10 protein-coding genes are annotated in these 22,269 nt (G+C 46.7%); all 10 read left to right on the top strand.

Features of this window, described 5'->3' with window-relative positions:
- The first annotated feature begins 3 nt into the window (after positions 1-3).
- The 10 genes from AC5ZC7_RS03235 (at position 4) to AC5ZC7_RS03190 (ending at position 22,261) form a co-directional block, all read left to right on the top strand.
- Entirely contained in the window at positions 4-1,581 is a 1,578-nt protein-coding gene (locus tag AC5ZC7_RS03235) for a SusD/RagB family nutrient-binding outer membrane lipoprotein (protein ID WP_496163099.1), read from the top strand.
- A 29-nt stretch (positions 1,582-1,610) separates the two neighbouring features.
- A complete protein-coding gene (locus tag AC5ZC7_RS03230) occupies positions 1,611-2,648 on the top strand; it encodes a BT_3987 domain-containing protein (protein WP_496163098.1) in 1,038 nt (345 codons plus the stop codon).
- 28 nt (positions 2,649-2,676) lie between these two features.
- On the top strand, positions 2,677-3,453 hold the full coding sequence (locus AC5ZC7_RS03225; protein ID WP_496163097.1) for a zinc metalloprotease: 777 nt from the start codon (positions 2,677-2,679) through the stop codon (positions 3,451-3,453).
- Positions 3,454-3,763: 310 nt separating this feature from the next.
- A complete protein-coding gene (locus AC5ZC7_RS03220; RefSeq protein ID WP_496163096.1) occupies positions 3,764-4,357 on the top strand; it encodes a sigma-70 family RNA polymerase sigma factor in 594 nt (197 codons plus the stop codon).
- Positions 4,358-4,474: 117 nt separating this feature from the next.
- Positions 4,475-5,482 (top strand): FecR domain-containing protein, encoded by a 1,008-nt coding sequence (locus AC5ZC7_RS03215; RefSeq protein ID WP_496163095.1) that lies wholly within the window; start codon positions 4,475-4,477, stop codon positions 5,480-5,482.
- 409 nt (positions 5,483-5,891) lie between these two features.
- Positions 5,892-9,533 carry a SusC/RagA family TonB-linked outer membrane protein gene (locus AC5ZC7_RS03210; protein ID WP_496163094.1) on the top strand — a complete coding sequence of 1,214 codons (3,642 nt, stop codon included), beginning with the start codon at positions 5,892-5,894 and terminating at the stop codon, positions 9,531-9,533.
- Between the two features lie 10 nt (positions 9,534-9,543).
- Complete coding sequence (locus tag AC5ZC7_RS03205; protein ID WP_496163093.1) at positions 9,544-11,031, top strand: RagB/SusD family nutrient uptake outer membrane protein; 1,488 nt, start codon at positions 9,544-9,546, stop codon at positions 11,029-11,031.
- Between the two features lie 38 nt (positions 11,032-11,069).
- The gene (locus AC5ZC7_RS03200; RefSeq protein ID WP_496163092.1) at positions 11,070-11,969 is read left to right on the top strand and encodes a substrate import-associated zinc metallohydrolase lipoprotein; all 900 of its coding nucleotides are present in this window, start codon (positions 11,070-11,072) and stop codon (positions 11,967-11,969) included.
- Positions 11,970-12,001: 32 nt separating this feature from the next.
- On the top strand, positions 12,002-13,303 hold the full coding sequence (locus AC5ZC7_RS03195) for a DUF4302 domain-containing protein (RefSeq protein ID WP_496163090.1): 1,302 nt from the start codon (positions 12,002-12,004) through the stop codon (positions 13,301-13,303).
- 30 nt (positions 13,304-13,333) lie between these two features.
- Positions 13,334-22,261, top strand: coding sequence for a DUF8696 domain-containing protein (locus AC5ZC7_RS03190; protein ID WP_496163089.1), 8,928 nt, complete (start codon positions 13,334-13,336; stop codon positions 22,259-22,261).
- Positions 22,262-22,269 lie beyond the last annotated feature (8 nt).

Here is a 22,269-nt window from a genome sequence, read left to right as displayed (position 1 = left end):
AAAATGAAAGTACTCACTAAATATTTGCTCGTTCTGTTGTTTACAGCAGGAATGTCGGCTTGCTCAAAATCATACTTTGATATAAATGACAATAATCCAAACAATCCCAACAACGTAGACGTCGAACTGGTACTGTCTCCACAACTGAAGAACATTGCCTACATCCAAAATATGGGGTCGGATGACATGTCGTACTGGATGGGTTACTGGACGATAGGTGGTGGTTCCTTTGTGAACTCTTATGTGTTCAACTATACCTTTGACAACAAATGGTTCCAGGGTATGTGGACCAGCTATTACAGCTACCTTGGCAACTTACAATATATAGATCAACATGCTGGAGGTAATAACTTTTACAGAGGTATTGTGAAAACGATGAATGTAATTTGTTATCATAACCTGATCGACCTGTTTGGAAATGTTCCATATACACAGGCATTGCAGATCGATAAATACCCTACGCCTGAATATGACGACGCTGCTACTATTTACAATGACCTGTACCAACAACTGGACAGTGCCAGGGACCTGATTAAGAACTGGACCGGTAACCTGCCCAAAGGTGACATTATGTATAATGGAAATAAAGCTAACTGGATCAGGTTTATCAATACGCTTCAGTTAAGACTGATACTCCGTGTCAGCCAGTTAGGCACCAAACCTCCCTACTACGCCACTGCCTTGCAAAATCTGCTCACCAGTGCTGCTGCCGATGGATTCATCACCGGTGTGCAAAACGAAGGCAATGTGAATCCAGGGTTCTTCAACCAAAGTGGAAAAGGCAATCCGTTTGTAGAAAGATTCTGGAATATCAGCCAAAACCAGCAAACCTCGAACTACAACTATTTCCGCGCAAATGCAGCGGCTGTTAATTTCTACTGGGATGGTTTCAATGGCTACGGCGACTGGCGTTTATACAGGATGTATGCACCTTACGACGGTGATCCCAATCATTTTAAAGGCGGCTATTTTGGGGTACCTACCGCTAATAATGATACCTTATCCGGTTTATCGTGGGGAGATAAAGTAAATGGCAACTTCTCCGGCGCAAACGGCTTTGGTATTATCAAGAATGTTAATCAGCCTATACCTATGATTACCACTTTTGAAAGTTACTTCCTGCAAGCGGAAGCTGCTTTTAGAAATATCATTCCGGGAGATTATAAAGCATTGTACAAAATGGGGGTTCGTGCTAACTTCACATACCTGTACAAAGGCTCTCTGCCTGACCCATCCGGCGGGCAGTTCTACCAGCCCAGCGATGCCATTACAGATGCTGATGGTTATATGACACAAACGTCCGGAAAGGTGAACAACTTCAATATAGATCTCACTACGGATCCGCTGCAAACTATCTTATCTCAAAAATGGATTTCCATGAATGGGGTGAATCCATTTGAGCCTTATGCAGATTTCCGCCGTACCGGATGGCCCACCTACATCTATGGCTCTAAATATCCCGGTGCGCCCCCTTTACCTAAAAGAGTGTTCTATCCGAGCCTGGAATATGCTACCAATCCAACGAACGTAAAGGCTCAGGGTGAAGATGTACTCACCAGGAAAATATTCTGGGGTAGATAATTCTAATCTTATTTACAAAATATTGAAAGATGAAAAAACACTTTAACCTGCTATATATAAGTCTGCTGGCACTCACAACATCCTCCTGCCTGAAAGACAAAGAAGGTATATCTCTCGCAGATATTCCGGGTACCAATATCGTAGAACTGGCGCCATTAGATGATGGTAACACCACTTCGATAGATAGCCGTATGAATACGATCAACCGACTGCCTTCTACCCTGAAAGCGGTAGATACCATTACCATCCCGGTTTACCTGGCCAGCACTACCGGCGTATCAGATAAGGATATAACGGTAACGCTTGCACGGGATACCGCTGCCATCACCAAGTATAATCTTGCTAAAGGCACTCATTGGGCCTTCTTCCCGGAGAGTACTATTGTGAATGAAAATTTAAAAGTGACGATACCAGCCGGCAAAAATGTAGGTTACTTTAAACTGTTAGTGAATACGAAGGAAGTAAAGTCGGATGACAAATACATGGTGGCTTATAATATTGCGGAAGTCCCTAAGCCGCTATCCATCAGTGCTGACCGGTTTTATGTGTATTACAAGCTGGTGGTTAGAAATAAATACGATGGCTATTACTCCTTCCGGCCCGGTGGCATGACCGATTACCAGGTGTCGACGAATGTAGTGATCAGCAACACTACAGTAGACCTGGTAACCATAGATGATTCTACCTGTATTATGAGAGATGCTTACGCATTTGCTAATGGTAACACAGATCCTTATGGTAATCCATTGAATGCAAAGTTATTCTGGAATGCTGCCAACAATAGCTGGACCTGGTATGGTTACTTCTGCCCGGTATTACATTTTGATCCAAATGGAAGTGGCCAGATCATACGCGTCACCAATTATTTCGGACAACCGGACCCGGTAAGAGGGCGTTATGCAGCTTTAAGTCCTGCTCCCAATGAGGCAGCCGCCTCCAAATGGGATCCCGCCACCCGGAATGTAAAAGCCTATTACTTAATGTACGATGGTACTTTTAAAGGCGGATGGCAGGGATGCAAAGTATGGTTCTACGATAACCTGACTTTCATCCGCGACAGACCTTAAATTATCTCTTCACCAGGAACACGTTTTTATGCAACATAAATATATTATCGCTGCAGCATTGGCACTTTGCAGCTGCTCCAAATCACCCAAACAACAGGAGATGTCTTACGACAATAACCTGACCGTTATTAAGCCATCCGACAATATCTGGTTTAATAAAAAAGTAGATTTTGCCAAAAGCAAAAACATTACCGTATTTGTTGATAACCGGCTTTCCGGCGCTGATGGGAATGTTGTTGCCAAAGCCATTAAAGATGCCATTCCCGTAGCTCAAAAATATCTAAGCCAGATATCTCCCAATATAAATATTACCAGTATCACCTGGGGAGATGCGCTCCCCCCGTTAGGTACCGCCTACACGGTAGTACTCAGAGCGGATAACAGTGGAACAACTGCCGCACCTGCATGGGCGCATATTCCTGATGGTAACGGAAATGTGGGAGATCTGATTTCTATCAACCTGGATTTAAATCAAACCAGCTTAAGCTGGGCGCATGTATACTATACCCGGTTGCTTGTTCATGAATTTTTACACACGCTTGGCTATGGACATACCGGTGCTGTATCAGGTGGCGACTACGACTCAAATGTAGCAGAAATGGCGATTCCCAATAAGCACAATACGGTGCAGGATCCTTTGCTGGCGTTAATGTCGAGTTACAACTCCCTTTATTCCCTGACGGGATATAACGGGGCACCTGCCGACTTTGATGCAGGTACCAATCCGTTTTATGTTTTTACCAAGGGAGACCTGGCACAGTTGAACTGGTACTATACGCTGAAGTCGCCATATGATGTTTATTAGTTTAGAATTTGCGGTACAAAAATGAGGAGGGAGGCTGCATCATGAATGATGCAGCCTCTTCGTTTTTGCCGATATACCTGGCAGGTGAGGTAGCCAACATCCCCTGTCAAAACAAAATATAATGACGCTGATTGCTCTGTATATGTATATAATGATTTATAATTATAGTTAATACGAATTTATTTATTAAATAATAATATTTGTTACTAATTTATGCAGCAGAATTGATGGCCATTGCCTTTGGGAAACCTGGCTTTTTTCTAGCCATATAAATTGTATTCCACGATATGATTTATATAAAAGGAGAAATATGAACATACTAGATGCTGAATTGGTAGCGCGATTACAAAACCACGAAGTAAGCGCCTTCGATGCCTTGTACTGGAAATATCATCAGGCGGTGTACCGCAATATTTTCAAGTTTGTGAAAGATGAGGTGGTAACAGAAGATATCCTACAGGATGTATTTGCGCGCCTGTGGGAAAAGCGACAAGATATACAATCCGATCAATCCGTCGGCGGATGGCTGTTTGTGATCAGCTTTAACATGTGCGTATCTTTTGTAAGAAAGAAGTTGCGTGAGCAGGCTTTTCACAAAAACATTTTCCAGGCCGACGCCGATGACCCGGTAGCTATTGAGCGAAAGAGCATCGACGAAGAACAATATCATCTGCTGGAACAGGCCATTTCAAAACTATCTCCTAAAAAAAGAACAATTGTTACCCGCTGTAAACTGGAAGGTAAAACCTATGAAGAAGTAGCCCATGAACTCAATATCTCACGGAATACCGTAAAAGAACATCTATCGGCCGCCATGATCAAACTGAATGATTATATGCAACGCAACGGGGACCATAAATATATTGTGTTGCTACTCCTATTTCTAAACTATCATGATTCGTAATCCAGCCAACGGATTTTATATTATATTTTAATTAATGTTTTGATTTTTAAAAAAAAGTCCGAAAAGGACCCACCCTTTTTTATCAACTGCGCGTATTTAAATTAAACCATCACGCTAGTGCCCAACAGAAAGGAATATCTCAAACAACTGTTAAAGAAAGATATGTGGACTGCCGCAGAGCAGGAGTGGATGGCGGATTACCTGGAGGCCAACGATCTTTCAGAGCTGGAAATGGCAGCCACCGAGTATTTTGAAGCCGACTTAGTAACGGTAAAACAGATATTAGATAAACGCCTGTCTGAACGGATGCTGAAAAATATCCATCAGCGTATGGGCATCAACGATAGTTCTTTCAAAGGTATATTCCGTTTATATAAACAAAAAATTGCCGCAGCAGCCGTGGTATTGCTGCTGGCCGGCGCCGCCTGGTATATGCTATGGCAGGATCGGGTGAAACAAAAGGTATTTGCCACCACCACAACGCGACAAACAGTGAAACTACCGGACGGCTCCGTTGTTCATCTTGAAAAAGCCTCCAGCATCAGCTTTCGGGAGAACTTTGACAATAAGAAACGCGAAGTAGTTTTAAAGGGGGAAGCTTTTTTTGAAATCAACCATGACGCGAAACATCCTTTTATTATTTCTTCTTCGCTGATAAATACTACCGTTTTGGGCACCTCCTTTAACATGGAAGTACACGAAGAAAATATAGCCAGGGTGGTGGTAGTATCCGGAATGGTGCAGGTAAACACGCACGGAAACCAGGCCCGGAAAAACGGTCAACTGGTGCTAACAGCCAACAAGGGCGCGGTATACAACCCGGTATCGCAGGACCTCCGGCTACAGGACGCCACCGAAGACGCCAGGTTTTTTACGCAGAAAATGAGTGGCAAATTTATTTACAAAGGAGAACCCTTATCTAAAGTAGCCGTTGACCTGCAAAGATATTATAACATACCCGTAGTAACAGATCAGCAATCTGCACAGTGCAGGTTTTACGGCTCTTTTAACACAACAGATGATTTAGACAAAGCGCTTGCGCTAATTGCATTTTCATTAGATACCAAAGTCAGGAAAGACAGCGCCGGCAACGGATATATTATCGTTGGTGGCAACTGTAAATAGAAAAAAAGACCGCAATATCGTTAACCAAACTATATTCAAGATGAACTGCTATCAACAAAACTGAACCCGATTCTAAGAAAGAAAATATTTTAAGTCTGGTATACTATCCTGGTGGCCTTTAGCCTGAATGCACTTCATGCTGGTTAACTGATTGATCAAATGTAATACATTGGATCAGATGGCTGCTTGTTGCCCATACTTACCATAGCTATAGACAGTAACTAATTTTTCAACCAAAAACTGCATCGCACATGATACCGATTACTTCTTTATTGTCCGGCTAACAACAGCCATCATATGATTGATTAAAAAACACTCCTGCTCATGCAGCAGGCCGTCTATTGCCCGGTTTCAGCCAGAAACCGGAACGGAGATCCTATGGCCCGAACGAAACCAATAAAACACACTTATGTTCCGCAAAAAAATTTCATTTATTTATTGTTTACTGCTCTTGCTTGCAGTCACAAAAGCCCATGCCAGAAACGGTTTGCAAGATGCGCTTGACAAAAAGATTACCATTGAATTAAAGAATGTTATTCTTAAAGACGCACTGGAGAAAATCGGGAATCTCGCTGAAGTATCCTTTGTATTTGTAAGCAACGAGGCACTGGATGTTAATAAGGTAAGTGTGAACGCACACAACGAAAAAGTAGGCGATCTGCTCGACAAGCTGCTTACCCCCTATGCTCTTTCCTACAGTGTAATGTACGACCGCGTAGTCATCAAACATGACAACAGCAAAAAGCCGGCTTCACTAGCTGTAACAGGTACGCTGATGCGTATATCCCTTCCCGTTACAGACGTAAAAGGTGTGGTTACCAATGAAAAGAAAGAGCTGCTGCCAGGTGTAAGCATCATGATCAAAGGCACTTCCCGCGGTGTAACCACAAATGAAAAAGGCGTATTTGAACTAAAAAAAGTCGCCAACGATGCCATCCTGGTATTTAATTATACTGGATACAAAACAGAAGAAATCAGTGTTGCTTCCTTCAGAAGCGGCACTCTTACCATTGTGTTGAAAGAAAAACCCACCCGCCTCCAGGAAGTGGTAGTCACCGGTTTTCAGAGCATCGACAAAACAAAATTCTCCGGCGCCGCCACTCGTCTGAAAGGTGAAGACGTAAAAATAGACGGGCTCACCGATGTAAGCCGTATGCTGGAAGGACGGGTTGCCGGCGTGGCCATTCAAAACGTTTCCGGCACCTTTGGCACTGCGCCTAAGGTACGTATCCGCGGAGCAACTTCTATTAATGGCGATAACAAGCCATTATGGGTAGTAGATGGCGTGGTACTGGAAGACGTGGTCAATATCTCCAACGACCAGCTCTCCAGCGGCGACCCAACTACCCTGTTAGGTTCTGCAGTAGCCGGCCTTAACTCCAACGATATCGAAAGCTTTGATATCTTAAAAGACGCGGCAGCAGCAGCTTTATACGGCGCCCGCGCCATGAACGGCGTAGTGGTGATCACCACCAAAAAAGGCCGTGCAGGCAAGCCCGTTATTAACTATAGCGGCAACTTCAGCACACAGCTGAAACCTAACTATAAGAACTTCAATATAATGAACTCCGGACAGCAGATGTCTGTGCTGGCTGAACTGGAAAGAAAAGGAATTCTCAACTCGGATATACTGTCCCAGGGCGACATTGGCGTATTTGGTAAATTATACGAAAAGCTCGACGCGGATAATAACGGAAATTTCCCTGTGGAAAACGATCCTGAACACCGTAAAGCATTTTTATTACGCTATGCCAAAGCCAACACCGACTGGTTTGGCCTCTTATTCCGGAATAACTTTGTACAAGAACACTCCCTCAGCATTTCATCAGGAACTGATAAAGCGCAATCTTATTTCTCTACCAGTTTTTTCAGTGATAACGGATGGACGCTGGCTGATAAAGTTACCCGCTATACGCTCAACTACCGCAACAGTTATAAACTTTCCGACAGACTCTCCGCCGGATTTTCTACACTCGCCTCCGTGCGCCGTCAGAAAGCCCCCGGCGCACTAACCCGCAGCAGTAACCCGGTAGAGGGCCAGTACGATCGCGATTTTGACATCAATCCTTTCAGCTACTCTCTCAATACCAGCCGCACGCTGACCGCCTATGATCAAAACGGGAAGTTGGAATACTTCAGAAGAAATTATGCACCGTTCAATATCATCAACGAACTGGAAAACAATTATCTCGACCTTAATATGATGGACCTGCGCCTGCAGGGAGACCTCTCCTGGAAACTGACGAAGAATATCCGCTACGAGTTTACCGGCGCCATCCGGTATGTGAAATCTTCCAGGGAACACCAGATCACGGAAAATGCCAACATGGCCAACGCCTACCGTGCAGCCGGCAACGCCACCATCGCCGAAAGAAATAAATTTTTATACCGCGATCCGGACAACCCCGACGCATTGCCGGTAATCGTATTACCTGCCGGAGGTTTCTATAACCGCACTGAAGATCAGCTGCTGAACTACGACTTCCGCAATGGTATCAACTACTCCGACACCTTCGCGCAAAAACATAATCTCAATATACTGGTTGGACAGCAGGTAAAATATGCTGACCGCCAGAACGCCTCCAACACCGGCTATGGCTATCAATTCGATAACGGCGGCGCCACCTTCACCGATTACCGCATCCTCAAACAAACCATTGAAAGTAACTTCCCCTACTTCGGTATGGGCAGGGACTATGATCGTTTCGCTGCATTTTATGCCACTGGCACTTACGCCTATAATAACAAATACAACTTCACGGCTACCGGCCGTTACGATGGTTCCAACCGCCTCGGGCAATCCCGCAAGGCTCGCTGGCTCCCTACCTGGAGCGTGGCAGGTTCCTGGAATATAGACAGGGAAGATTTTGCTGCCCGCATCCGTCAGCTGGACTATCTGACGCTTCGCGCCAGCTACGGTTTAACCGCCAGTATGGGTCCTGCTACCAATTCCAACATCGTATATCAAACCGTTAATACCAACCGTCCGCATCTGTCGGAAGTGGAATCGGTGATCCGGTTGTCGCATTTACAAAATGATGATCTCACCTGGGAAAAATTATACACTACCAACATCGGTATCGACGGCGGATTCTTTAACAACCGCCTCAACTTCAGCATCGACGCATACACTCGTAAAAGCTTCGATCTGATCAGCCGCATCAAAACTTCCGGCATCGGTGGCGAAATGTTTAAAGCCGCCAACTATGCAGACATGGACTCTAAAGGACTGGAAGTAATGATAGGCGGAGATGTAATCCGGACTAAAAACTGGAACTGGAAATCCAACGCTACTTTTGGTTACAGCACCAACAAAATTACCAACGCAAAAAACATTCCGGGCATCTTCGACCTTGTGGTAGCAGAAGGAGGCAACACAGAGGGATACCCGGTACACAGTCTTTTTTCTCTCCAGTATACTGGCCTTGATGCTAAATCAGGCGCGCCCTCTTTTATCAACCAGAATGGTGTAAAGAGTGCTGACGTAGACCTGCAATCATTAAACACCAGTCACCTCGTATACCAGGGACCTGTAGATCCACCTATTACCGGCGGATTCTCCAATACTTTCCGCTATAAAGCTTTATCACTGAATATATTTTTTACTTACCAGTTTGGCAATAAGATCCGCTTGTATCCTGCCTTCAAAACCAGTTACTCTGACCTCGATGCTATGCCCAAGGAATTTTACGATCGCTGGGTAATGCCGGGTGATGAGAGCTCCACACATGTTCCATCTATACTGGATGCTTTTGAGCAAATACTGCTTAACGGCGCCCATCCTTACAACAACTACAACTACTCCACAGAGCGAGTGGCCAAAGGGGATTTTATCCGTCTGAAAACAGTATCGCTGACTTATCAGCTGCCCGGAACACTTACCAGGCGTGCGGGGTTGAGCAACATAGCAGTTAGCGCTGCCGCTATCAATCCGTGGCTGCTCTATGCAGATAAAAGGCTGCAGGGCCAGGACCCTGAGTTCTTCAATGCAGGTGGTGTAGCCCAGCCTATTCAGAAGCAATTCACATTTTCATTAAAAGTTGGTATTTAAAAAAGGATATATGTCAACCTGCTATATAACGTTAACAAATAAACGGAAAATAAAACCGGCTCTGATCGGTGTACTGGCATTGACCACGCTGATCGCCGGCGGATGCAAAAAATACCTGGAACAGGTGCCCGACAGTACCTGGACGGATCTCGGCACACCCGCCAAAGTGAGCAAGCTATTGGGTACCGCGTACCCGCAGGCCAGTTATATCACCATGTGCGAGGCGATGTCCGACAATGTGGGCGATAAAGGCGTAGGCATATACTACCGTCCTAACCTGGATGCATATGCATTTAATGATATCCAGTGGATCGAGGAAGACTCTCCAGAAGCCTATTGGAAAGCCTGCTACACAGCTATAGCCGCCGCCAACCAGGCGTTGACAGCATGTGAAAAAGCAGCGGACCCCACCGCTTATACCCGTCAGCGGGGTGAGGCCTTGCTGGCAAGAGCTTACGCGCATTTTATGCTGGTAAATATTTTTGCCAAAAGCTATGACGCTGCCACCGCCGCCAATGATCCCGGTATCCCCTATGTAACTGTGCCAGAAACGGTGGTCATCAAACAGTACGAACGCAAAACGGTAGCTTATGTATATGATATGGTGGAAAAAGACCTGCTATCTGGTCTTTCGCTAATCAATGACGATGCGTATAGTGTTCCCCGTTATCATTTCAACCAGAGCGCAGCCTATGCATTTGCCACCCGCTTTTATCTTTTTAAGAAAGATTACCCGAAAGTCATAGCCTATGCTGATCATACCTTTTCCAATAACGACGTAGCCAACAACATGCGTCAGTGGAACAGCACCTATGGCAGCATGTCGCCCGCACAGATCTTCGACCTGTATGCCAACGCCAACGAAAAGGCCAACCTGCTGATTGCAGAAGCCCCTTCCCTGTGGGGGCGCAACGCCGGCAGGATGCGGTATGACCTCGACTATGTACACCAGGTGCAGATACTGGGCCGTAATGTAACCGGTGGCACCTGGTCGTACCCGTTATACTACTATGGCTCACAGGATTATTTTGTTCCCAAACTATCGGAATACTTCGTAAAGAATTCTGTGAACGCCACCATCGGACAGCCCTACGTGATGATCCCCTTATTCACCACGGAAGAAGTGTTGTTTAACCGTGCAGAAGCCAATGCCTGGCTTAACAATACCAGCGCCGTATTAGCAGATCTCAACCTGTTTGCCAGCAAACGTATCCGGAATTACAACGCTGCGCAACATACCATCACACTGCCGGCCATACAGCAATTCTACGGCATCACTGATGCCAGAAGCGCCTGCATCCGTACTATCCTGGACTTTAAGCGGGCAGAATATGTACAGGAAGGACAACGCTGGTTTGACCTGCAACGATACAAAATACCGGTGGTACATACTACCAGGGAAGGGCAAAGACTGGAGCTGAAAGCCGACGATAACCGCCGCGTGTTCCAGATCCCGGCAGCTGCCACCACTTCCGGAATAGCCTTAAACCCGAGATAATAACATAGCGATACAATCCACATTAATACATCAACAAAATGAAAGCATTATTACTCATCCTCCCCCTATGCTTGCTGTTAGCCTGCAGCAAGAAAGATGACCCGGGCAACGTGGAAAATATTCCCGGCCTTGGCGGCGATACCTGGGTGAACTCACCATTGGACAAATGGTTACACGATACCCTGACGGTGCCTTTCAATATTGCGGTAAAATATAAATGGGACCAGTTCGAATTTGAACTGAACAAAACGCTGGTGCCGCCCAAGGAAGAAAAGATCATACCGGTAATGTCGGCTATCCAAAAAGTTTGGATGAATACTTATATCGCCGAAGCCGGGGCTACTTTCTTCAAAAAATATTGTCCCAAGTATTTTATCCTCTCTGGCAGCGCCAGCTGGAATGAAAACGGCACCATTACCCTCGGAACCGCAGAAGGGGGCCGCAAAGTAGTGCTGTACCTCGTCAATGATTTTCTGACAAAAGGAATGGAAGGGTATCGCCCTTCGGATTCTGCCAACGTAAAACAAATGTTCCATGTAATAGAACATGAGTTTGGCCATATCCTGCATCAGACTGTCATGTATCCCGTTGCTTTTAAACGTATCTGCGCAGGATTCTATACCGGCAACTGGAATAACATTTCCGACGAGGAAGCCCACCAGGATGGTTTTGTAACACCCTACTCCATGGCCAGTTTTGACGAAGATTTTGTAGAGATGGTATCCACTATGCTGGTAGAAGGAAAAGCCGGATTTGATGCCATTGTTAACAGCATCCCGGAAGGTACCAGCATCAATGGTGTGTCTAAAGCAACGGCACAATCACGGTTGCGTCAAAAGGAAGCCCTCGTGGTCAGTTACTTCTCCATTGTATGGCATATCGACTTCTACAGTCTCCAAACACGCACGCGAAGAGAAATTAATCAGCTACTCTATTAATAGCAACGCTCCGCAAGAGTAAAAATAACAGTATGAGAAACAACCTGATCTTTTTATTATTCATCCTGGCCGGCATCTACTCCTGTAAAAAGGAAACAGATCCCGTTTTTGATAAATCACCGGATGAGCGTATCAATGATACGTTGTCACATTACCAGCAGGTACTTACCGGTGCTCCCTATGGCTGGAGGGCGCTGGTATACCCGGCAGGCGTTCCCGGAAGTGTATACAGCTTCTATTTCAGTTTCTCCGATGCCAACCGGGTACAAATGTTTTCTGATTTCGATGCTGCCAGTACCAACAACGTACGTGAAAGCAGCTGGCGACTGAAAGCATTACAACAGCCTTCCCTGCTATTTGATACGTACTCCTATCTGCATGTACTCTGCGACCCTGATGCCAGCCATAACGGCGGTGTTTACGGCAATGGTCTCGGTTCCGATTTTGAGTTTGCCATCAACGGTGCGCAAGGTGATTCTGTATGGCTCACCGGTCGCTTTCATGGCAGTAAAGCGGTGCTGATCAAAGCCACGCAACAGGACCAGGCGAACTACCTGCAACATAAGATCAACCGGTCGATCGACAGCATTGGCGCACTGCTTACTTACTTTCACCGGCTGTCTACCAGCTCCGGCGACTATGATGTAAGCATTAACCAATACCTGCACTGGATAACCTTTACCTGGATAGCAGATGGAAAACCACAACAGGTAACTACCGGTTACACCTATACGCCTGGTGGAATTACCCTGCTTCCTGCATTCAAAGCCAACAACACCATCATCAGCAGCCTGGACCAGGTAAAATGGGAGAACGGTACCATCACCTTTACCATCAACAGTAAGCCGGCTACCATCAGTAACACGGCTACACCACTGGTGATTGACTCTTCAGCGGCCCAGCGGTGGTACCGGTACGCCCTACAAAATGAAAAATATTGGGTAACCGTTACCGGGTTTCATGCAGATGGTAAAGATGATGCCTATCATATCACCCACTTACCCAATTACGCCTTTCTTACCTACTACCCGCGGATCAATGGCCCCGGTACATCACTGGATCTCCTCGGCTTTGTAATAAAGCAAGACGATGGTAAGAATAGTATCGAGTTTGGACCGGGTTACAGCGCGCCCTCTTTTACCACTGATGGACGGATCATTTTTAATGACGATGGTTTTTATGGAGATCCTGCCAACTACACTCCTGCCGTGCAAAAAACAAGGGCACAGATGGCGGATCCGCAGGGCTACTACCTGGTACAAACCAGCGCATCCACCTATGACATGGTCAATGCCAGGGATGGCAAATCGTGGATCAACTGGCAGACTTTCTAATCGCAACAACCAAATTCTAAATAGCCTCATATGAGAAATTGTACGGTTCGTTATTTATATAAAACAACATTACTTATAGGAGTACTACTTATGTTGGTAGGCCGGCTATCGGCCCAAACAGATATCAGCATCGGCCATAGTACTTCCGGTAATTCAGACCTGGGATATCCCTGCCCCTTGCAGGATTACTACGAAGGCAGCCGCGCGCAGTTCCTGTACCGCGCATCTGAGCTACACAGCGCAGGTATGGCTGCAGGCGTGATCAATGCCCTGAAGTTTAATGTGCTTAATCTCAATGCCACAGATACCATTGAGCAATACACCATTAAAATTGGCGTCACCTCCGACACCACGCTGAGCAACACCACCTGGATCACTGTCAGCAACCAGGTATACGGCCCGGTGGATTACCTGCCCAAAACAGGTATCAATATCCTGACTTTCTCTTCCGGCTTTTTCTGGAATGGATCAGATAATATCGTAGTGGAAATATGTAATGGCGCACCCGATTCAGATACGCGTCTTACCTATTCCCACAACCCTGAAGTACCTTTTACAACGGGACTTTCCTTTAATGGCTCGCATACTTACAGAACCGATGGACTCAACTATTTATGCGGCACTACCAATACCAGCAACACGGGTGCAATGACTACCCGCCCCGATATTAAATTTTCCTGGACACCAGCAGTTGCGTGTACCGGCACACCTACCGCCGGTACTGCCACTGCTAACCCCTCCACCGTTTGTATGAACGGACAGGCCACTGTTACCTTATCAGGTACCACGATCGCCTCGGGGATACATTACCAATGGCAATCATCTCCCAATAACAGCACCTGGACAGATATCCCCAACGATACTACCAACAGGCTGGAGATCACACAAACAGTTACTACCTATTACCGTTGTAAAGTAACCTGTACCGCCACCAATGCCACCGCTATTTCCAGCAGTGCCACCGTAACATCCCCCCTGGCAGTATCCGGTACGTTTACCATTAACAAGGCATTGCCTACCGGCGGTACCAACTTTGCTTCTTTTAACGACGCCTACAACTCGATTAAATGCGGGATCAACGGCCCCGTTATATTCAACGTAGCGGCAGGCGGCAGCGCCTATAACGAACAACTGTTGATCAGCCCTGTTCCCGGCGCCTCCGCCACCAATACCATTACTTTTAACGGTAACGGAGATACGCTGACTTACAGCGGTACTTCTTCTTCACCGGCGGTCATTAAACTCTCTAACGCAGATTATTTCACATTCAATAATCTCGTGATCAAACCCATCGGTACCAACAACGGATGGGGAGTACACCTGACCAATGATGCGGATTACAACAGCATCCGCAACTGTACTTTTTTACTGGACACCACCTCCAGCTCTACCAGTAACGCAGGTATCGTCATCAGCAATTCTACTTCTGCCACCTCTACCGGCGAAGCGAAATGCGATTTCAATACCTTCGCTGATAACAACATCAACGGTGGCTACTACGGTATTGTCTTAACCGGCAGCAATACATTTGCGAACGGCAACAATAAGCTCATCAATAATAAAATCAGTAACTTCTACAGCTATGGTATTTATGTAACCGGCTCGTTTAACACACTGATTGAAAACAATATCATCAGCAGGCCTACACGTAGTAATGTTACTTCTTTCTATGGTATCTATTTTACAGACCTGAGTACGAAGGCAAATATTACACGTAACATTATCCGCAATCCTTTTGGCGGTGCGCCCAACAGTACCAGCACTGCCTATGGCATCTATTTCTCCAGCACCGATGCACTCTCCCAATTGGAGAATGTGGTCAGCAATAACCTGCTGCATAATTTCACCGGTAAGGGAGATGTATATGGCATCTATAACTATGGGTCAGACAACGTTTGGTATTATCACAATACCATTGCACTGGATGGCGCGTCCACTGGCTCTGCAACTTATACCACCCGCGGATTTTACCAGACATCCAAAGCCGATGGTGTTGAATTTGTAAACAACCTCATTTCAGTAACACGCACCGGTGGCGGCAATAAATATTGTGTTTATTTCTCTGCTACCAATGGCACCATCCACGCCAACCGGAACGATTATTACCTGGCAGCGGCCGGCGGTACCAATAACGTTGGCTACTATGGCGCTAACAACGCCAGCCTGCTTGATTGGCAAACTGCGTCCAAACAGGACAGCAACTCCGTAAGTTCCAATCCGCTGTTTGTATCTGTTAGCAGCGGCAACTATCAACCGGCCAACGCTTCTATTGATAATAAAGGCGTACCGGTAAATATCACGGTGGATATTAACAATGCCATCAGGAGTACTACCACACCGGACATCGGTGCATATGAATTTACGCCTGGCCCCTGCGTAACGCCTCCTTTGGGTGGTAATGCACAGGTAAGCCCTTCTGTGATTTGTGTGAACAGAAAAGTATCGTTAACGCTGACAGACAATACCATCGGCCTGGGGCAAACCTACCAATGGCAAAAATCTGCCACTGCTACCGGCACGTATACACCGGTAGGTGGTTTGCTGACAAATCCGGATACTGTGATTACCGCTGTTACCACCTCCTGGTATCGTGTAGCCGTTACCTGTAGTGGTAATACGGCTTACTCGCAGCCCATACTGCTCACCGTAAACCAGGCATTCCCTGCAGGATCTTACACTATTAATAAAAATATCCCTGCCAGCGCCACCAACTTTATCAGCTTCAATGCGGCTAAAGCGGCAATGGAATGCGGTATTCAGGGTCCTGTGGTGATGAATGTAGCGCCGGCCTCCGGTCCTTACCTCGAACAACTGGTGCTGGATTCTATCGCGGGTACCTCTGCTATCAATACCATTACTTTTAACGGTAACGGTAATACGATAAAATTTGCGCCCACGGACGGCAACGAAAGAGCTGTTATCAAACTGCGCGGTGCAGATCACATCACGTTCGACAGTCTTGTTATAGACGCCACCAGCGACGACTACGGATATGGCGTACAGCTGCTGAACAACGCTGACAGCAACAAAATCACGCGCTGTACGATCCTGACAGATACAGAAGGTACCTACTACGAATATGCAGGTATTGTGGTAAATGGCAGTGAATCCAGCCTCACCAGCGGTACCAATAATGGTTGTGAGGGTAACCTCTTCTCTAAAAACAGGATCACCGGTGGATACTATGGTATTATGATCTATGCAGAAACGGCTGCACCAGCTACCCGTAACAGCATCAGCTACAATACCATCAAAGAGTTTTATGAAACAGGTATCTCCTTAAGCTATGCCACCAACACCCTGGTGGACCACAACGATATTTCCAGGCCGGGACGTACCAATAGCAGCTATTCTGTATACGGTATCGGCATAGAAAATAAATCAGCAGATGTAGTGGTAAGCAATAACCGTATCCACAATATGCTTGGTGGTGCGCCTACTTCCACCTCTTCTGTATACGGGATCGAGTTTTCGTATGCTGATGCCACCGCTACCAGTCCTGCCAGAGTTTTCAACAACGTGGTATATGATTTCCGGGGACAGGGTACACAGTACGGTTTCTCTAACTACAGTGCCGATTACATTTACTACTATCACAACACCATTGTGCTGAACGATAGTAAAAATACTTCTTCCAATACCACCACCGGTTTATACCAGTCAGGTACTTCCAGCGGCATACAGTTCTTTGATAATATACTCGATATCAGCAGAGCTGGTAAAGGCAGCAGGATAGGTATAAGCATTGGCACCGGCACGGTGATGACCTCCAACTACAACGACATCTCTGTAAAAAGCGATTTCAATACCGCTTACACCGGCATAGCAAGCGCCAACTATGTTACCCTGGCAGCATGGACAACCGGTACCAAACTGGATAGCAACTCGCTGGCTGTTCCGCCCGTATTTGCAGATCCTGTTGCCGGCAACTTTGCCCCGGTAATATCTCCCCTTGACAATACCGGTAAAGCAGTAGGCATTACCACAGATATTCTGGGTACAAGCAGAAGTACTACCAAACCAGATATGGGCGCTTATGAAGTAAGCGTACCTAATTGCAGCAAACCGGTAGTACCAGGCACCTCTACCGTATTCCCGCTTACCCCGGTATGTATGGGTACCAACATTAAACTGGATCTCACAGGCAACAGTACCGGTGGTACCCAAACCTATCAGTGGCAACGCTCCGCGTCCGCTACAGGTCCATGGGTAAACGCCAGTGATACCCAGTATGTAAGCGTTTTCAATACTACCATTAGTATCGAAAACTACTACCGCTGCCTGATTGTATGCGGGGGTACCGACAGCGCTTATTCTACTACCGTAAAGGCCAATCTGAATCCGCCACTACTGTCGGGTGTGTATACTATTAACCCGGCGTTGCCCACCAGCACCACCAACTTCCAGTCGTTCAGCAGCGCTGTTTCCAAACTGGAATGCGGTATAGCCGGTCCCGTTACCTTCCTTGCAAAAGCAGGTACCTACACCGAGCAAATTACCATGCATCATATCCCGGGTGCGTCTGCGGTGAACAGGGTTACCTTTAGCAGCGAAACCGGCAATGCTACCGCCGTAACGCTGACCTACACCGGTACCAGCGCACTGAATTATGTGCTGAAACTGGATAGCGTGGACTACGTTACCTGGAAGGCCATCACGGTTAAACCAGCAGGTACCACTAATGCAATAGGCGTGGTGTATACCAACACATCCTCTTACGACAGCATCAGTGCGTGTATCATTCCTTTACCAACCACTACCAGCACAGGAACCGCAGTAAGCGGTATATACGGCGACGAATGTACCGGTACCGGCAACGTGATTAGCGGCAATACCATCAGCAACGGATCTAATGGCATCTACTGGTCTGGCTCTTACGGCGCTGTTACGCCAGGTTTGGTACTGGACAGCAACAAGCTGGATCAGTCGTATGTAAACGGTATCTATGCAGAATATACGGACAGCCTGATCATTCAGCGCAACCAGGTGAGCATGAGCGGCAACCTCGCTTCCGATGCTTATGGCGTCCATACAGATAATGCCAACGGCTATATTATATCTGGCAACAAAGTTAGCATCAACAATACCGCCGATGATATCCACGGCATTTACCTGGAAAATGCAGAAGCTAATGCAGGTATTAAAGGATTGGTATCCGGCAACCGGATCATTACAAGAGGAAATATTACCGGGGACGTACGCGGACTGGAACTTTACCAGGTTAATGCTGCCACTATTTCCAACAACGTGATCAGCGTTAAATCCAGTGGTACCAATGCCTATGGCATTTATAGCGAAAGCAGTTCCAATCTCAATTACTATAACAACTCGGTGCTGAACAGCGGTGTTGCTACGGGCGACAACTACGCCGCATATTTCAGGCATACCTCCAGCTACTATGGCAATGTGAAGGTCAAAAACAACATCTTTGCATCAGACACCAGCGGCGTGGCAATGTATGTGGCCGACCCGCTTTACCTGAAAAGCGATTACAATACACTGTATACCAAAGGTACTGTGCTCGTAGAACAGGCAACACCTGCCGGCAGCTTTGCTACCTTGCATGATTATATCAGCGCAGATACCCTTGATATCAATTCGATTGTTTACAAACCTGCTTTTGTAAATGATACCACGCTGCAACCTGCCATTGCCAACCCTGAAGTATGGGCAATCCATGGTCGTGGCGTCCAGATAGAAGGTAACGACAAAGATATCAACGGCGCAACCAGACCGGTTAAACTGACCGATGGCGTACCGGACATGGGTGCTTATGAGTTCCTGCCAACTGCTGTACCTCCGGTATTACCTGCGTTCCCCGCCACACCGGCGCCGGGCATAACACAAACATTTATGTTTGGTACGGATACCGTTACAAAAATCACCTGGAATCCAGGTACCGCCATCCCTACCAATATCGCAGTAAGACGTTACTCCGGTATTAAGCCACCTAACCTGGCTAACGGTACCGCATATATGTATTTTTATACCGATGTGGATGTAACACCTGCCAATGGTCAATATAACTTCAACATCGATCAATTCTATATCGATCCATGGCAAGGCTTCATCAGGCGTCAGAAAGACATCAGGATGGGCCGTACTGACAATGCCAATACCTGGATAGTAGATTCACTGAGCCATGTATATGATATCCCGAATGTAATCAGGGATAGCTCACTGCACTTCCTGGATAAATTTACCGGGTTGAACGGTGGCGCCAACAATACACAATTGTTACAACCGGCCGACAGTTCCAACAGGGGTACCCGGTTCTGGGTAGGCTATGGCCATCACCAGTTCTTCTCGGGCGATAATTCGCAGAACATGGTATTGTACCTCAATGCGCAGGATTCTGCCAATGTTACCGTTCGTATCAATGGTACCAGTTGGGAACGTATATATCATATTCCGGCCAACAAAACCATCACTACGGAGATTATACCAAAGAACGGACTGAATGATGCCCGTCTGATAGAAGAAGGCTTGTCCGATAAAGGCATCAGTATAGAAAGTGATGTGCCCATTGTTGCCTATGCGCATATCTATGGCAGCGCCTCCTCCGGTGCCACCATGCTATTGCCCGTAGGTACTTATGGATATGAATATGCGACCTTGTCGTCCAGGCAGAATTACAGTACTGACACCTATTCCTGGTTCTATGTGATCGCTGACTATGACAATACGAAAGTAGAAATTACACCTTCCGTACCAACATTGGCCGGCAAGCCAGCCAATACAACGTTCACGGTTACACTGAATAAAGGTGAAGTGTACCAGGTGCTGGGCGCTATGATGCCAGGCGGCGGCAGCGAAGGATATGATTTGTCGGGCAGCCGTGTAAGATCGGTGATCAATGAAGATGGCAAATGCTACCCGATGGCTGTATTCTCCGGCAGTAGCCGTACGGGCATTGGTTGTGGCGGATCCACAGGCGGCTCAGGTGATAACCTGATCCAGCAAAACTTCCCGTCACAGGCATGGGGTAGAAAGTACCTCACCGCACCTACATCCAACAGCAGCGGCGCCAGCTCCTTTATGACCAATATATACCGCGTGCTGGTGAAAGATCCTGCCACCCAGGTAAAAGTTAATGGTATTGTATTAACAGGTTTGATCAACAACCGGTTCTACCAGTTTGAAAGTAATACCGCTGACAACATTGAAGCAAATCAGCCTATCATGGTAGCCCAGTATATGTCGTCCAGTGGAAGCTGTGCCAATACCAATGGCGATGGCGATCCGGAAATGATCTATCTGAGCCCGGTAGAACAGGGTATCAAAAAAGTAGGGTTATACCGCAATACACAGGAAGCCATCGACATCAATTACCTGACCCTTATTATACCAACAGGAGGTTTGTCTTCCCTGTTGATTGATGGCAGCGCAACCGTTGATCATACTTATCCACATCCTAACGCTACCGGCTATACGGTTGTAGTGAAACGCTGGCCGGCCGCACCTGCACAGTGTACTGTCACCAGCGACTCCGCGTTTACGGCTATCACCTATGGTCTCGGAAGTGTGGAAAGCTACGGTTACAACGCCGGTACTTTGGTGAAAAATCTGAACATCCTGCCTTCATTCAACAACGTAATGAATAACAGTGGTCAGAATAACACCTACACCTGTGTTAAAACACCGTTCCGCTTTTCTATGCTGATACCGGTGAAACCAACCAGCATCACCTGGAAATTCAGCCAGGTAGCCAATCTGGCGCCTAAAACGGATATTGTACAGAATAACCCGGTACCGGTAGATTCTATGATCAGCAACGAGCGTAAGTACTATCGCTTCACCGTACCAGCAGACTACATCTTCAGTAAACCAGGTATGTACGATGTACCTATCCTGATTTCACATCCTGATATAGAAAGTTGTAGCAATAGCTTTGAAAGCATCCTGCAGATTAAAGTAATTCCTGCACCGGTGGTGAATTTCAGCATCGATTACACCGGCTGCTTAAACGACGGCGCCCTGTTTAAAGGAACCGCTGCTACCAGCAATGGTGTAGCTATCAGCAGCTGGAAATGGAACTTCGGCGATTCTACTTTGGGTACGGCAAAAGATACCCTGAAATACTACAAGTATCCAGGCGTAAAACAGGTAAAACTCAGTATTGTCGCTGCAGAAGGCTGCGTAGGCGATACCACCAAAGAAGTGGAGGTATATGCTCCTGCTGTAGCTCAGATCGTAAAAGACTCCATGACCGTTTGCAGTGGCACCAACGTAACCCTGTCTGCCAAAAATCCGGAACCAGGCGTGTTGTATAACTGGTACGACGCACCGGTAGCAGGTAACCTGTTACATACCGGAGACGACTACACGATTAATAACATCGCCGCTGACGGCACCTACTACCTGGAAACACTCACACACGGATGCCCCGGCGCTTCCCGCGCCAAAGCCATCGTGCATGTGTTACCGGTGCTTGCTACACCAGTAGTAACAGTAGACAGCATAGGCGTGAATACGATCCGGTTTAAATGGAAAGCAATAGCTAACGCCACCGGCTATGAAGTATCTGTTGACGGCGGTACTACCTGGACCCTGCCTTCATCCGGCAAAGAAGGACTGGTACACATTATCAGCGGCTTACAACCGGTGCAGACCGTGAAACTGATTGTGCGTGCTAAAGGTTGCGAAGACAAGGAATCACTGCCTGCTGAAGGTAAAACCTTACCTGACGGCATCTACATTCCAAATACGTTTACGCCAAACAACGATGGTAAAAATGATGTGCTGCTGGTATATGGCTATATCATCAAACAAATGCACATGACCATTTTTGACCAGTGGGGCGAAAAAGTATTCGAATCCAATAACCAGACAACAGGCTGGGATGGCCAGTACAAAGGGAAAGCATTGCCTTCCGGCGTGTACATCTATGTATGTCATCTCACCCTTACCGATGGAAGTAAAACAGAAAAGAAAGGTGTTATTAACCTGATTCGTTAAAAGGAGTT

The sequence above is a fragment of the Chitinophaga sp. 9-1-y genome (assembly GCF_059511905.2).
The sequence above is the reverse complement of the archived record's forward strand: the minus strand, read 5'-3'. Positions and strand labels throughout refer to the sequence as shown.